Source organism: bacterium, from assembly GCA_019695335.1.
Lineage (GTDB): Bacteria > CLD3 > CLD3 > SB21 > SB21 > JABWBZ01.
This window is the reverse complement of record JAIBAF010000014.1, coordinates 1-14,642: the sequence shown is the minus strand read 5'-3', so window position 1 is coordinate 14,642 and position 14,642 is coordinate 1. Positions and strand designations below refer to the sequence as shown.

General features: G+C 42.8%; 12 protein-coding genes. 1 reads left to right on the top strand and 11 read right to left on the bottom strand.

Translation table 11 applies throughout. The features are described 5' to 3' along the window. From K1X84_05335 to K1X84_05300, 8 genes are all read right to left on the bottom strand, one after another. Window positions 1-552 (bottom strand): hypothetical protein, encoded by a 552-nt coding sequence (locus K1X84_05335; GenBank protein ID MBX7151041.1) that lies wholly within the window; start codon window positions 550-552, stop codon window positions 1-3. Window positions 553-618: 66 nt separating this feature from the next. Beyond that, on the bottom strand, window positions 619-1,449 hold the full coding sequence (locus K1X84_05330; GenBank protein MBX7151040.1) for a phosphate ABC transporter substrate-binding protein: 831 nt from the start codon (window positions 1,447-1,449) through the stop codon (window positions 619-621). Continuing rightward, window positions 1,446-3,083: a M28 family peptidase gene (locus tag K1X84_05325; GenBank protein ID MBX7151039.1), complete on the bottom strand. Its 1,638-nt coding sequence runs from the start codon at window positions 3,081-3,083 to the stop codon at window positions 1,446-1,448. Before K1X84_05325 ends, K1X84_05330 begins: the two co-directional genes overlap by 4 nt. A 115-nt stretch (window positions 3,084-3,198) precedes the next feature. Continuing rightward, a complete protein-coding gene (locus tag K1X84_05320; GenBank protein MBX7151038.1) occupies window positions 3,199-3,672 on the bottom strand; it encodes a DUF2147 domain-containing protein in 474 nt (157 codons plus the stop codon). A 47-nt stretch (window positions 3,673-3,719) separates the two neighbouring features. Next, on the bottom strand, window positions 3,720-5,390 hold the full coding sequence (locus K1X84_05315; GenBank protein MBX7151037.1) for a DEAD/DEAH box helicase: 1,671 nt from the start codon (window positions 5,388-5,390) through the stop codon (window positions 3,720-3,722). A gap of 152 nt (window positions 5,391-5,542) precedes the next feature. Then, the gene (locus tag K1X84_05310) at window positions 5,543-6,448 is read right to left on the bottom strand and encodes a DUF4249 domain-containing protein (protein ID MBX7151036.1); all 906 of its coding nucleotides are present in this window, start codon (window positions 6,446-6,448) and stop codon (window positions 5,543-5,545) included. Between the two features lie 19 nt (window positions 6,449-6,467). Continuing rightward, a complete protein-coding gene (locus K1X84_05305) occupies window positions 6,468-8,789 on the bottom strand; it encodes a TonB-dependent receptor (protein MBX7151035.1) in 2,322 nt (773 codons plus the stop codon). A gap of 169 nt (window positions 8,790-8,958) precedes the next feature. Beyond that, window positions 8,959-10,116 carry an AraC family transcriptional regulator gene (locus tag K1X84_05300; protein ID MBX7151034.1) on the bottom strand — a complete coding sequence of 386 codons (1,158 nt, stop codon included), beginning with the start codon at window positions 10,114-10,116 and terminating at the stop codon, window positions 8,959-8,961. Window positions 10,117-10,212: 96 nt separating this feature from the next. Here K1X84_05300 and K1X84_05295 point away from each other — a divergent pair, with 96 nt between their 5' ends. Further along, the gene (locus tag K1X84_05295) at window positions 10,213-10,776 is read left to right on the top strand and encodes a hypothetical protein (GenBank protein MBX7151033.1); all 564 of its coding nucleotides are present in this window, start codon (window positions 10,213-10,215) and stop codon (window positions 10,774-10,776) included. On the opposite strand, the gene K1X84_05290 is transcribed toward K1X84_05295, so the two are convergent. The 3 genes from K1X84_05290 to lipA form a co-directional block, all read right to left on the bottom strand. Next, window positions 10,773-13,211 (bottom strand): zinc-dependent metalloprotease, encoded by a 2,439-nt coding sequence (locus K1X84_05290; GenBank protein ID MBX7151032.1) that lies wholly within the window; start codon window positions 13,209-13,211, stop codon window positions 10,773-10,775. The genes K1X84_05295 and K1X84_05290 overlap by 4 nt on opposite strands. Before the next feature lie 67 nt (window positions 13,212-13,278). Beyond that, window positions 13,279-13,860 (bottom strand): uracil-DNA glycosylase family protein, encoded by a 582-nt coding sequence (locus tag K1X84_05285; GenBank protein MBX7151031.1) that lies wholly within the window; start codon window positions 13,858-13,860, stop codon window positions 13,279-13,281. A gap of 26 nt (window positions 13,861-13,886) precedes the next feature. Further along, window positions 13,887-14,642 (bottom strand): lipoyl synthase (lipA, locus tag K1X84_05280; protein ID MBX7151030.1); only part of this gene is annotated, 756 nt, incomplete at its 5' end.

Below are 14,642 nucleotides of genomic sequence, written 5' to 3'. Positions count from 1 at the left end.
TTATTTTATTTCAAATGTTTTTACAAATTCGTCAAAAGAATTCTTATGACTGTCTATTGTAATTTTAGGGCCTACCGCCTTAAAAAACCAAGGACCATTCGCTGTTTCGACAATTGCGGCCCGCATCGCGTAGTCCGTCATTTCATCAACCGGGCCACCACCCATCATGGACGGATCCCGAGGTTTTAAATATATCCCTGTGACGTATACGACTGATACCGATATATCATTTACCTGAACTTCAGTTTTTTCAGCCTTGTCTTTGGTATTGGATCCGTCAGGTTGCTTAAATTGGCCGTACCATCTGTTCAAGTTTGCATCTACCGTGCCACCAGCGCCAGGGAAAAAGAAAACAGCTAATTCAGCGTCTACTTTGTCTGCTCCCGTTAATTTGAACTGCGCTTTTCTCATTGAATTGGTAGGAACCTCACTTACCCACTCAGATGGTGCTTTAAATATAACATCTCCGGACTTAAGCTGTACCGGTTTCGTTTCAGGTTTACATGATATCATACAAATCATAAGACAAAAAGAAATAAATGCTTTTAACATCGTAACCTCCGTTTTAAATTAAAATAATAGAAATATAATCATTAGAATTAAGAATTAGAATGACTTTTATCTTATTAATAATGGAATATATCCTGATTTTTTGACAATATCTTGTCCTTCGGCGGTTAGAATCCAATCAATGAAAGATTTAACATCATTTTGCGGCCGTTGACGAGTGTATAGATATAGGTATCGAATGATCGGATATTGATCATTCCGTACGTTTTTTTCAGTAGCCTCTATCCCATTGATTCGACAATGTATCACTTGATCTTTTCCGTATGCTAATCCCCCATATCCTATAGCGTTATTATCGACCAGAACTTCATTGATAATTGCAGAAGTCGTTGGAAGAACCTGAGCTAACTCACTATAACCTTCTTCATTCAATACGTGTTCTTTGAAGTAAAGATAGGTTCCGGAATTTGGAGATCGAATGATTACATGGATTGACTGATCCTGGCCGCCAACCTCTTTCCAATTCTTAATTTTTCCTGTGAAAATTCCTTTGACTTGCTCAAATGTGAGGTCACGAATGGGGTTATTTGGATTGAGATAAACACTGAGAGCATCTTTTGCCACCAGAAATGATACTGAAATTGATCCATATTTTTCAGCTATTTTGCGGACTTCGCTTGCCTGAAGTGGCCTGGAGGATGCACAAATATCAACTTTTCCTTCGATTAATGCTTTAATTCCAACTGCAGAGCCTCCCCCTTCAGCATAAACTGATATTGACGAATTTTTTTTCATGTATTCTTCGGCCCATGATGTTGTTAAAAGAACCATGGTATCTGAACCTTGAATATGAATTGTTCTTGACACCTTAGAAGCACTTGCATTAAACAAAGAACAGCCTGATAATACTAAACTTATTACAAAAAGTATTTTTTTCATTTCTTTTCAGCAATCGATTGAAGTCGTGCATTAATATATGAAGAACCCGGTTTCCAGGAAGGAGTTTTGGAACTATTCGATATCAATGTAATAAATTGTTCTAACAATTCAGTATGTTGATAAATAGCGTCATAGTTAATGGGTTGGCTAAGATCATCAAAGGGGGAATGATATCTTTCTAAAGCCCATGTAATCATTTGTTCGACTGAATTCTCATACGAATCATGTTTGTGATTAAGCCCATCCATGATCAGGATAGAAGGAATACCCGCTTGTGCAAAAGCGTAATTATCCGATCGAGAAAACGATTCACTTTGGAGAAAGGGTTCAGGAATACTCGACAAATTCATATTATTTCTTTTTAGCATATCTTTCAACATTGTACCTAGATCAGAAATTTCCGATCCGATACCGACGACGTCATTAAATGTATCAAAAATAGCGACTCCGTCAATATTGACATTAGCAACTGTTTTATATAACGGGACGACAGGATGATCGATATAATAAAACGATCCAAGCAAGCCGAATTCTTCACCAGTTACGAAGAGAAAAACAACGGAACGTTTAGGCTTATTGATCGATAAAAATCGAGCTAATTCCAATGTAACCGCAACTCCTGAAGCATTGTCAACGACTCCGTCGTATATAGAATCTCCGTTGACTGCAGGACCAATTCCCAGATGATCATAATGTGCAGTTACCAGCACATAGCTGTCTTTAAGTTTAGGATCGGTACCTTCAATTAGTCCTACAATGTTGTTTTCAATAAAGTCTTTCTCTGCAAATTCACCACGAAACGATAACTGAGTATTTAAGTCAAAACTTTTGATTTGATGCGATTCTTCCAATTTAAAAACATCCACTAACGAGGTGGGAGCGTCATCGAAAAGCTTCTGAGCCGAATTGGGGTTCATCATAATACACAAGTTTCCCGCCGGTGCATATGTCAAGGAAATGTCCTCAAAAGAAAAATCTTTGACAATATGGCTCCATTGAAAATCAATGTCTTGATTAATATTAGGTATTAAAATGCTTCCTCTGGCGCCACGGGCCAAAGCAATTTTTTGTTTGGTTTCAGGAAAACTGTAAATAGAAGGTGATGTTCCGTCAAAAAATGAAGAATCATTGGAAACAGGTTCGCCACCCAAAAAAACAACGATTTTTCCTTCAACATCTACCGATTGATAATCGTTGTAATCAAATTCAGGCGCAGCTATTCCATAGCCGACAAATATTACAGGAATTGGATTGGGTATAAAAGTTTGAGCTCCGGATTTGAAAAGTACAAAGTCCTTTTTAAGCAATAAATTTTCAATACGGCCGTCTGGAGAAAACAACTTCATTTCTGATGAAGTCAAAGCCTTGCTTGCATGAAGTGGAATTTCCTGAAAAAAAGAATTGTCGTTCCCGATAGGAGTCAATCCTGATGATAAGAGTGAATTAGCGATATATTCTGATGCTTTTTTTGATCCGGGGGACCCGGGAAGACGGCCTTGAAGAGAATCAGAACCAAGAAAATTCAAGTGAGTCCGGATATTTTGAATATCGATTTGTACCGACTTCTGAATTACGTTACTTGAAAATAATAAACCAATAAGGATCGTCGGTAAAATCGTATAAATTTTTTTCATACAGCAATATAAGAACGCTAACGATTTGAGTAAAGAGAGAACCGTCAAAATAGTGAACTGTGGCCGTTACTATGAAATAAAAAAGGGCTGATGAACAGCCCTTTAATTTTTGTATTTACTTCGTTCTGGACCAGTAAGTTGTTCGTCCGATCAGCGAAAAGCCTATATAGCCTCGGAGATACAATTTGTCCGGATTTTCCAATCTCATAAAAGCTTTGTAATCCGAGCCTTTCTTTGGATCGTAAATTTTTCCATCAACCCATTCTTCATCATCAGTATCGTAATTAAAATTTCGCAAAATAACCAATCCTAGAACCGGATCATTCTGGCGCGCTGCGTCAGGGTTTTTGAAGTCTACTTTTTGTGCGCCAAGTTTAACGCTTGGATGATTTTCATCTTTTACGTCTTTTTCTGTATACGTAGGCTCTTTGAGCCAGACAATTTTTCCAAAAAATTTGCCATCCTGTTTGTAGATTTCGATTTTTGCTGTTCCTTCTTCATTAAGCCAAAGCCCGAGTAAGTCATCGGCATTTCCTGCAAACGACAGTGACGAAAAAATGAGCGTCAAACAAAACCAAAGTACTTTCATACAAACCTCCTTCGCTTTATAGCAAATTAAGAATACGTTGGACGATTCTAACGTTTGAATGATGGTCTGCGGCCGGAATGTTTCTTATGCATCAGCGTACGCAAATTTTTAAATTTCGGATCGTTGTGCTGTACCGTAACGGGTTTACCGCAAATTTTTACGCCATTGAGTTTTCGAATGACGATGTCGGCAACTTCAGGATCAATTTTAAAAGTTGTGCGGTCGTCTTGAATAAAAACGCGGCCAATTTTTCGTCCTTCAATCCCGGCGATATTGCATATCCGGCCGATTAAAGTTCCGGTTTGAAGATTATCACGCTGACCGATGTCAATGATGAGTTCGATCATTTGATCACGTCTGCCGGGATGTCGTGAACTCGATTGTCCGAAATTATCCGGAACGTTGAGTTCTTTGTCGTCTTCGTATTTCTCCAGAATTTCACGACAAAGCAATGTAACAAAACCTTGAGCAATTTGTTCGGCCGAATATTTTTTAAGAATAGGATCGACGCGATTAAAGTAGCGGTCAAAACCTTTAGGATTGGATAAAGCTTCTTCAAATTCACCGATTGTTCGGTCGATAGTCGACTCCATAATTTCTTCAAGCGTCGGGATATTTGACTTGATGATTTTTTTACGCGTCGTTCCTTCAAGCCGGCGAAGTTTGTATTGTTCTTCCGGTGAAACGAGTGTAATAGCAATTCCGGTTTTACCGGCGCGACCGGTACGGCCAATTCTGTGGATATAACTTTCCGATTCCTGCGGCAACGAATAATTGATCACGTGTGACAGATCATTGACGTCAATGCCTCGCGCAGCCACGTCCGTGGCGACGAGCAGGCGTAAACCCTTTGATTTGAATTTACGCATCACATGTTCGCGTTGAGCCTGGCTCATATCACCGTGAAGCGCCTCGGCTTTGAATCCTTTTTGAACCAGCTTTTCTGCAACTTCCGCAGTATCAGATTTAGTCTGGCAAAAAATAATTCCGTACATATCGCGCGTATGATCGATAAGACGACAGAGGGCTTCGAATTTGTTATTTCTTCTGACGGTGTAATACAGCTCTTCGGTTTTTTCGGTCGTAGCCGTTTTACGTTGAATCCTGATTTCTTCAGGATCACTCATGAAACGATCGGCAATCGCACGAATTTCGCGACTTAATGTGGCCGAAAAAAGCCAGATGCTTCGTTGCGGACCAATGTTCGATAAAATTTCTTCGATTTCTTCCAGGAAACCCATATCGAGCATTTCATCGGCTTCGTCGAGAACGAAATTCTGAATTTTTGAAAGATTCAAGGTTTGCCGATGAAGGTGATCGACCACGCGGCCCGGCGTTCCGACAACGATTTGAACACCTTGCCTTATGGTTCGGATTTGTACCCCGATGTCCTGACCGCCGTAAATCGGCAAGATTTTGAGGTGTTTAAATTTAGATAGTTTTTTTAATTCTTCCGAAATTTGAATGGCCAATTCGCGGGTAGGTGCGAGAATAATCGCTTGAACATCTTTTGCATTTTTATCCAATTTTTGAACGAGCGGAATTCCAAAGGCGGCAGTTTTACCGGTACCGGTCTGGGCTTGTCCTATAAAATCACCCGTATAATCAAGCAAAACGGGCAATGCCTGAGCCTGAATTTCAGAAGGCTCGGTAAAACCCATTTCGTCAATAGCTTTTAAAATCTCAGGAGCAATCGCATAATCTCTAAACGAACTCATTCAACCCTTTCAATAACATTAATAAAAATAAAACAACTTGAAACACGCAGCGAAATTAAATAAAGGGTGAATGAATAGCAAGTAATATAAAAAACAAGGGTTTTTCAAAATTAGAAAAACCCTTGATCGTTAAGCGGCAATCTCAAAAGTGATCATTGCTTTAGAACTTTAATGTAAGCCGTATCAGCGATTACAGAACCAAATACACCAATTCCATCGCCATTGATATGCAAAACGGGCTGGTGAAAATTACCGTCTTCTTCCTGTACGTCATCATTGGTAATTGCAAAATCTTTATAATTCTTATCGCAGGCATACATAGTCATCTGGTATTCACCGTAGAACCACATCAGGAACCATTCGAGATCGAATGTTGTCGTGCCAGGGCCTAAGTTAGGATTCATCAACCAATCGTCATCATCATGACGGTAATCTTCCATATCTTTGACAACGTCGGAAGAATCCACATCGCCGAACGGATTGGCCGGCGAGTATATAAATGACTCAACCGACGGATTGCGAGCGATCATCGTAACTAAATAAAAATCTACTCCCGGAGAACGGTTGAAAGCTACTTTAAAAAATTCAAGTTGTCCGGTTGAATTTTTCTTGCGGTATACCATACTGTCTAACGTGGACAATTCCGGGATAATGCTGAATCCGCTTTGAGGCGTTGTCGTAGTCGAATTGGCCATTAGAGTCTGACCATCAATAACCGCGGTTACATTCAGCCGGTAACTTTTGTTGAAGCCGATATCCAATCCAACGCCGTTATATTCAAAATAACTTGAGTCAACATTATATGTCAGAGGATATTCTGTCATGGATGCTAAGTCCGTGATCGTAACCTGTGCGTCGGCAATCGGAATATCTTCGGGATCGATTACTGCATCCAGCGGAAAGTTTCTGCTAATATGAATTCGTTCGACTTTATGCTGCGGCGTCAAATATCCTTCGATCACAATTTTAGGTTCGTATTTTTGTGAACTTATATCAATTTTTCCTTCGCCACATGAAACAGCAAATAAAGCGGCAATAAATAAAATTCTAATTTTCATTTTTTAGTAACTCCAAGTTTTAAAATTTGAAATTGACACCGAAAGTCGGAAGCAGCGGAAACATCGATATGGTTTTGATTTTCCGTTGAACGGTCCCGTTTTGGTTTTGGTCATCGTATTCAATGAACCAAACATTCTTCCGGTTACCGATGTTGAAAACCTGCAGATACGGCGCAATCGACCAGGTTTTGAATTGTTTTTCATACGTAATACTTAAATCTAATCGAGCATAAGCCGGTAACCGGTAGTTATTGATTTCCGTCGGGAATTCATGTTGATCAACTCCGCCATCCGGAGTGTGACCGATAAAATACGTTGAATTCGGAACGGTAATCGGCTGGCCTGTTGCAAAAATAAAATTAGTGCCGATAGTCCACCGTGAAAGGTCGCGCTGCGTCGGTTTTCCTTTCATCCGGCGAATTGCATTTTTCAAATCGATTGTAAGCACGGAATTCACAGTTGAACTGCGGTCATGCCGAGGAGCGAACGATTTTTCCTGATTAATATCTTCGAATTTGTGCCGCGTTTTTGCAAACGTATATCCTACCCATCCCGTGACCACGCCCACTTCTTTTTTAGCCATTAGTTCGAAACCGTACGAATACCCTTTTCCGTGATCGAAAATGCCGTACGTACTTTCAAAAACGGTGACGTTATCCGTTCCTTTATTCGTCGCAATAACTTTGGTGGCGAGATTTTGGTTAAACTGATAAATATGGTTGTAATTTTTGTAATATGTTTCCAATTCGAACTGATACGTTTCAGCGAGCTGATGTTGGTATCCTAGGATAAAATGATCGGATGACGACCCTTTTTGATATTGATCCGAGACTGTCCACACGCCGACGAAAAACGGTCTCGGGACACGATGCAAGTACTGATGATAACGGCCGGCAGCGAATTTAACGTTGGACGCGTCGTTAAGTTGGTATTTTATGCTCAGGCGCGGATCGAGACTTTGATATTTTTTGTCGGTGTCGAAAAGATCGTACCGTAATCCCATTTCAATATCCCAGCGGCGAGTGGGTTTGAAATTAGTCTGTGCGTATCCGGTGTATTGACGAGGCTCGGCCGGAACATCGAATATTCCACCGGGAAAAGATTGATAGTAACGGCACTGAATATTTTTTTGTTCAAAACCGAATTTGACGTTCCAGATTTTTCCATAATATTCAAGATTACCCTTGAATGTGATATCGTTGATCGTATTTTTTTCAGTGAGGTTCAAATCATCATCGAATGCGAAATGTGATGAAAAACGGCTGCCCGTGACCCAAAAATTAGCAAATAGCTGCGGAGAAAAAACTCGAGTCCACCGGATACTGCCAGTCGAATTACCCCAATTATAATCAAAACCGGCTTTGTCGTCGGATTTTTCATTAAAAATGAAATTTAAAACATCTTTGCCGCCGTAGCCGCTGATCGTGAGGTAATTTTTTTCATTCAATTGCAAAAATGCTTTGATATTGCCGTCGTAAAAATAGTAATCCGGAATTTCGTCCACCGCTTGCCCAATTGTTTTATCGAAATATGTGCGGCGGATCGAGCCCGAAAGCGAACCAAATTGTCCCAGCGGCATTTGCAATGTTGTACGGGCAGCCAGCAAACTGATGGAACCGCTGCCTTCGAATTCTTCTCGGTTGCCGTCCAGGTTGGTAACATTTAAAATCGACGATAAACGGCCGCCGTATTCCGCACCGAAACCCCCTTTGGAAATTTCGACTTTCTTAATGGCGTCCGTGTTGAAAGTAGAAAACAGCCCGAATGCATGTTCTGGATTATACACGTCCGTGCCGTCAATCATATACAGATTTTGATCTGAGGTTCCGCCCCGAACATACAAAGCCGAAGAAAAATCGGATACGGATGAAATGCCCGGTAATGTCTGCAAAGAACGCAGCAAATCGGATTCAGCAACCTGGGGCACTTGATTGATTTCAATTCCGGTAAGCTCCAGTTTGGAAATGGGTTTTCTGAAAAGACGCTCAACGACCGGAATCGAATCGGCCGTCACGACGATTTCCTCCGCGACAATCGCATCCCCTTCGAGATAAACATTTAAAGTCTTTTGTTCGCCCGCTTTAAAATGTATAGTGGCGTTGTAAGGCTTATATCCGATATACTGGCAAACGAGCGTGTAATCGCCCGGTTCGATTTTGGGAATGACAAAATATCCGTTAAGATTTGTCGAAGCACCCCGCAAAGTCTCTTTGATGAAAATATTTGCGCCTATCAGAGCTTCACGATCACCGGCATCGTAGACAAATCCGCTGATGCTGGCCGATTCGGATTGGCCGTAAAGAGACAGTGTGGTCATAATTAAAAACAACAAGAACTTCATTCAACCTCCCTTTGTAAGTAAAAATCGCTATTCAATACATTTAAGAAAGCCCTTGTAAATGATAAGTCACAAGCGGCTGTCATAATTTAGAAAAAAAACCGGTAATCTCGTCCTCAAACATGAATCAGGACAAGGAAATTCATTAAAAAATTGTTATCAACTGATAAAATTATGACGCCTGAGGCAGGGATTTTTTGTACGCAGAAGGGGTTAAACCCGTGTATTTTTTGAAGGCAGCGTTAAATGCCGATTTGGAATTAAAACCGCAATCAAACGCAATGGCAAGAATGGTAAGATGTTGGTGTGCATCGGAGATCAATAATTTTTTGGCTTCATTGATCCGGTAATTATTGATGAAATCGAAAAAATTCTGATTACGTTGTTCATTAATGATTTGTGAAACATAACGATCCGGAATAGAAATCTTCTCAGCCAACGTATTTAAACTTAATTCCGGATCACAATAGAGTTTCTCATTTTCCATCAATTCTAATATTCGATTAAGATAATTTTGAGATTGATCGGAGGTGAGCGACGAACTTTCATATTTTTTCTTTTCGGATGGAAAATGAAAAAGCTCGGGCTGCTTCAAACCGTAGTAACCCATGCCATATATAAATGGTGAAGCGATGACGGGCAGATAAATGACATACCGGTCATACTGATCGAAAACACCCAAAAGAAACCAGATCGTCCACAATGACAACAAAACGCCAAGACACAATTTGAGCCATCGCAAACTCAATCGATCGGTCGATGAAAAATTTTCAAGGATCTCCGCTTCGTAACGAGCAATTCTTTTGAAAACTAAAATCAAGTAAGTCAAACATTGAAAATAGATCAGCGAATCAAAAATCAAATCTCCCCAATCTATTTCAAACGCTGTGTTCGTCGCGAGCCGTTTTTCATAAAAATCCGTCAACGCTTTATATTTTTCTTCGATGGGAACCAAAACAATCAAAACAGTCAATAGCGTCATCAGGGCGGTAGGAATAAGATGTAACAGCTTCTTTTTTGACCAAGAAAAATCCGCCGAGGTGAGCGCACAGACATAAAAATAAAACAAAGGCCCGTATAAAGTATCGACCGGGTTTGTCACTCCCAAAAACCACGGGTATTCCAAATAATAACCGGTATGAATCAGAATAATATCGATCAAACCGATTGAAATACTCAAAAGGCATAAGCCGAGGTAAATATTGGCTCGGTGGTTGTGACGAATGTTAGTCAGTAAAACGACAGAGAAAAAAAATCCCTGAACAATACCAATAATTCCGATAATCGAGTAGACATCAAAACCGTGCTGCAGTGTTAATTCGCTGTTCATATCGGAAAAATTTGGTATGGATACATGCTTCAGGACGAAAAGCGTAAGAAGTTAAGTTATATTTGTAAACTAATTTTAATTAAAAAAGGAGTTTACATGAAGGTTGTTTTGTATTTGACGTTAATGGTTTTGTTCTGTTCAATGCATGTGCACGCACAGAAACGTTATCGATTCGGTTTCAATTATACGCTGCCTGTTCAGAGTTTAAACTTATCGAAAATCAACGATCAATTTAAAGATATTCGATTGGGGCATTCTTCCGGTATTTATTTTTATAAAAAAGTGAATGACCACTTCAATTGGGGTTATTCCACGCTTGTTGCGTCTTATAAAGATCACGGTACCGAAGTTTTGTTACAAACCGCCGGAGTTTTTTTATCGGCACAGGCTAAGTCTAAGTTCTTTCCATTTGCATCGTTGATTCTCGGGGGCATGCTCGCTCATGCCGATAAAAAAATAAGTCCGATTAATTCCAGTTCCTCCACGGCGGTTCATTACCGCGGCGAAGGATTTATGATGACGCCGGGAATCGGCGTTGGTTATGACGGCGAGTCTTTTCACACACGGTTATCCGTCAAACAAACCTATTTTCTCGGAAAATCCAAAGTCAGCGCTCTTAACCAGACATACGCCGGCGTTGAATATGGATTTAATATTTAAAAATCGAACGACTCAGACTCGCATTCAAATGTTCCGATAGGTGCGCCGGGCGGCAAATCGAATGTTGAAGCGCCGGATATTTTCTCCGGATTTTTAATCCGCTCGGCCGCAAATTGTAAATGAGCCAGATACGTCGTGTCTTTCGTCTTTGTTTTTTGAACGTCAATAAATTCGTTCAGGTTTTTAAGAGCCTGGGAAACGATGGCGCGGACCTGGTACGATGTTTTTTCATTTTGTGCAAGCGCGAAAAGCCGCGTCAAAACGATTTGTTCGGTGGCCAACTGCACTTGTGAGTTCAAACCGGTTTCGCGCTTTGCTTTCCATGTTTTCTCGATCAATCGGCTGATGACTTCGTCGAGACCGAGATTATTATCCCGGGCATGATACTCGACGAGGCGTTCGGCGCGGTTGGGCTGAAGTAAAAGGGATACAGTGAAATTCGCGAGCGCTTCAGCCGGTGCGACGGCGTCAAACGTAATTCCTGTTCTTTTTGTGAAAATTTCGCGCGTCGGATAGAATACATACAATCGCGGAGGAATGATCTTCAGGATGGATTCTGACATGGTCAGCGAACCCGGATTAAGACAGTCCAGCATCGCGTCCAAAGCTTTTTGCTGGTCGTCGCGCTTCACGATCGCCGTGATGATCTGATTATCACCGCGCACGGCGTACGAATAATTGAGCCCACCGACCATCTTCGAGACCGCTTCAAGTTGATACCGATGAAAATTATATATCGGAACTAAAACATCTTCCAACGCGCTCATCGGAGTACCGATAGGAACGGCTTTTTCTGAAAAATTGGACAACGCTTTGGCGCGAATGGTCATGACGTTTTTGAGTTCGGCAATCGGATCCGTGCCGTTGTCCCACAAATGTGCGTACGGGTGAGCCGCGCCTTGCATGCGTGCGTCCGGATCGGTGATGTACAAAAGTCCTTTGGCTGCGGCTTTTGTCAGAATAGTATTGAGTGAAGATTTTACGTCAGCCGTCGATGGAAAATCCTGATAACCATACTCGATCGCAACCTTATCCCATTCACCAATACCCGTGGCATACGCGTCGGACAAATCAATAGAACCGTCGGCGTTGATTTTGATTTTCGGGTGCGGATAATCCATGACGGACGCGCGGTTATTGTAACTCGCGCCGAAATTGTGTTCTAATCCGAGCGTGTGCCCAACTTCATGTGCCGATAACTGGCGGATTCGTGCGAGCGCCATTTCCAGAATATCTTTCGGAACTGCTTTTCCTTCTTCAAAAGGCGCGAGTAATCCCTGCGCGATCAGATAATCCTGACGCACACGCAGCGATCCGAGTGTCACATGACCTTTGATAATTTCACCGGTGCGAGGATCGGTGATCGCATCGCCGTACGACCAGCCGCGGGTTGAGCGGTGAACCCACTGGATCACATTGTAGCGAACATCCATAGGGTCGGCGTCTTCGGGTAAAATTTTAACCTGGAAAGCATTTTTGTAGCCGGCGGCTTCAAAAGCCTGATTCCACCACGATGCGCCTTCGAGTAAAGCCGACCGGACCGGTTCCGGCGTCGTATTATCGACGTAATAAATGATCGGTTTGACCGCTTCCGATATCGCATCGTTCGGGTTTTTCTTTTTGAGGCGGTGACGTGCAATGAATCGCGTAATCAATGATTCACCGATCGGCGAACTGTAGTTGAAAAACGATTGCGCAAAAAATCCCGCGCGTTGATCGTAGATGCGCGGCGAAAATTGATCGTCCGGCAATTCGATAAAAGAATGGTGCTGGCGGAGCGTGATTGCCTGAACCGTCGGCGCAACCTGTGAAACAAAATCGCCGGCGTCGTCGCCGCCGGTAAACGTCACCGTCGTTTCAAATTCTGAATTTTTTGGAAAGCTTTTGGTTTGAGGTAAATACATTGCTGAGCGCGAAGCGTCAAACCGATACGTACCTTGTTTGGTTTGCCGCAAACTGCCGATCACGTCATGAGCGTCGCGTAGAAAAAATTCGGTTGCGTCCACAAGAACCTTATTCCCTTCCGCCGCTTCGATTTTAAATCCCCATAACACGGATTGGGCGAACGATTCTTTCACGGCGCGTTGTTCGTTTTGATCGGATGTGATCGCGCGGTAACCGTAATTCGGTTGGACGAGCAATACTTTCGGCCCGACGCGATTGAAATAGACAATTCGCCGGGAACCGATCTGGCCGCGATCCAGCCCGATATCGTTCGATCCGAGCCCTGCCGGCAAAGAATTCATATATAAAAATTCGCTGTCAAACTTTTCAATTTCGAGCCAGATTTTTCCGGAAGAATCTTCCCAATAAAAATTGAAAAACCCGCTGTATTTTTTCATGCCGGTTGTTTTGGCGGCAATGGTCGGCAGGGAATTCTGCGTGTGCGCCACGGTCGTCCAAACGCATAAAAAAAGAAAAAAAAGCTTTCTCATAATACTCCCGAATGTTAGATGGTAATTTAGAATGCCGGTAAAACGATTAATCAAAATGATAGTTTCACTACAGAATCGAAGCAACCGATTTTTTTAATTCCCGGATCACGGCCTTTTCAAACCACGGATTTTTTTTCATCCATATCTGGTTGCGCGGGGAAGGATGAACCAAAGGAAAGTATTTCGGCCGGTATTCTTTGAACGCCCTGACCGTATCGGTTAAAGTTTTTTTGACGCGGCCGGACAGGTAATAATTTTGTGCAAATTGTCCGATCAGTAAGGTGAGTCTGATCTGCGGGAGCAGTTCTAAAACTTTCCGGTGCCAGAGCGGCGCGCATTCCTGGCGCGGAGGAAGGTCGCCGGAATTTCCTTTGCCGGGATAACAAAATCCCATCGGGACTAAGGCGATGACCGAAGCGTCATAAAAGATCTCCCGTGTAATGCCCATCCAATCGCGCAGCCGGTCGCCGCTGGCGTCGTCCCACGGAATACCGCTGGCATGAACTTTTGCACCCGGCGCCTGTCCGATGATCAGAATTTTAGCCGTCGGTTTCGCGCTCAGGATCGGCCGAGGACCCAGCGGCAAAGACGCCTCACACACGTTGCACGCACGAATTTCTTTCAGCAAACGGTTGAGTTTGACAGACATTGATTCCGGTGTTTGTTATGAAAAAACTAAAACTTCGAAGTGATCCGATCCTGAAAATACTGATCGACGCCGTCCGACTGTTCATCGGCGTGGTAGGAACTGCGAACGAGCGGGCCGGATTCGACGACCCGGAATCCCATTTCAAGGCCTTTGGTTTTGAACATGGCGAAGTCGTCGGGATGGACGAACCGGTCGACGGGAAGATGTTCTTTGGTTGGCTGTAAATATTGGCCCAATGTCAGAATATCCAGATTTACCTCGCGTAAATCGCGCATGACTTCAAGCACTTCGTCGTTCGTTTCGCCGAGGCCGAGCATCATGCCGCTTTTCGTAGCCATGTTCATTTTTTTTGCGCGGCCGAGCAATTCAAGGCTTTGCTGATAATTGGCCTGCGGGCGGACGACTTGGTACAAACGCGGAGCGGTTTCAATATTGTGGTTCAGAATATCCGGCTTCGCGTCGACGACATTTTTCAGAGCTTCTTCGTTGCCTCTGAAATCGGGAATCAGCACTTCGACGCGGCAGGACGGGATGGCTTTATTGATCTCGCGAATCGTATTGGCGAAAATCATCGAGCCGCCGTCGGGCAATTCGTCGCGATTGACGGAAGTGATCACGGCGTGACGTAAATGCATTTTCCGGACCGACTCGGCTACGCGTTTGGGTTCTTCCAGATCCAGCCATGTCGGTTTCCCGGTTTTGACGGCGCAAAAGCCACAGCTGCGCGTGCACGTGTCACCGAGGATCATGAAAGTCGCCGTGCCGCGATTCCAGCATTCCGC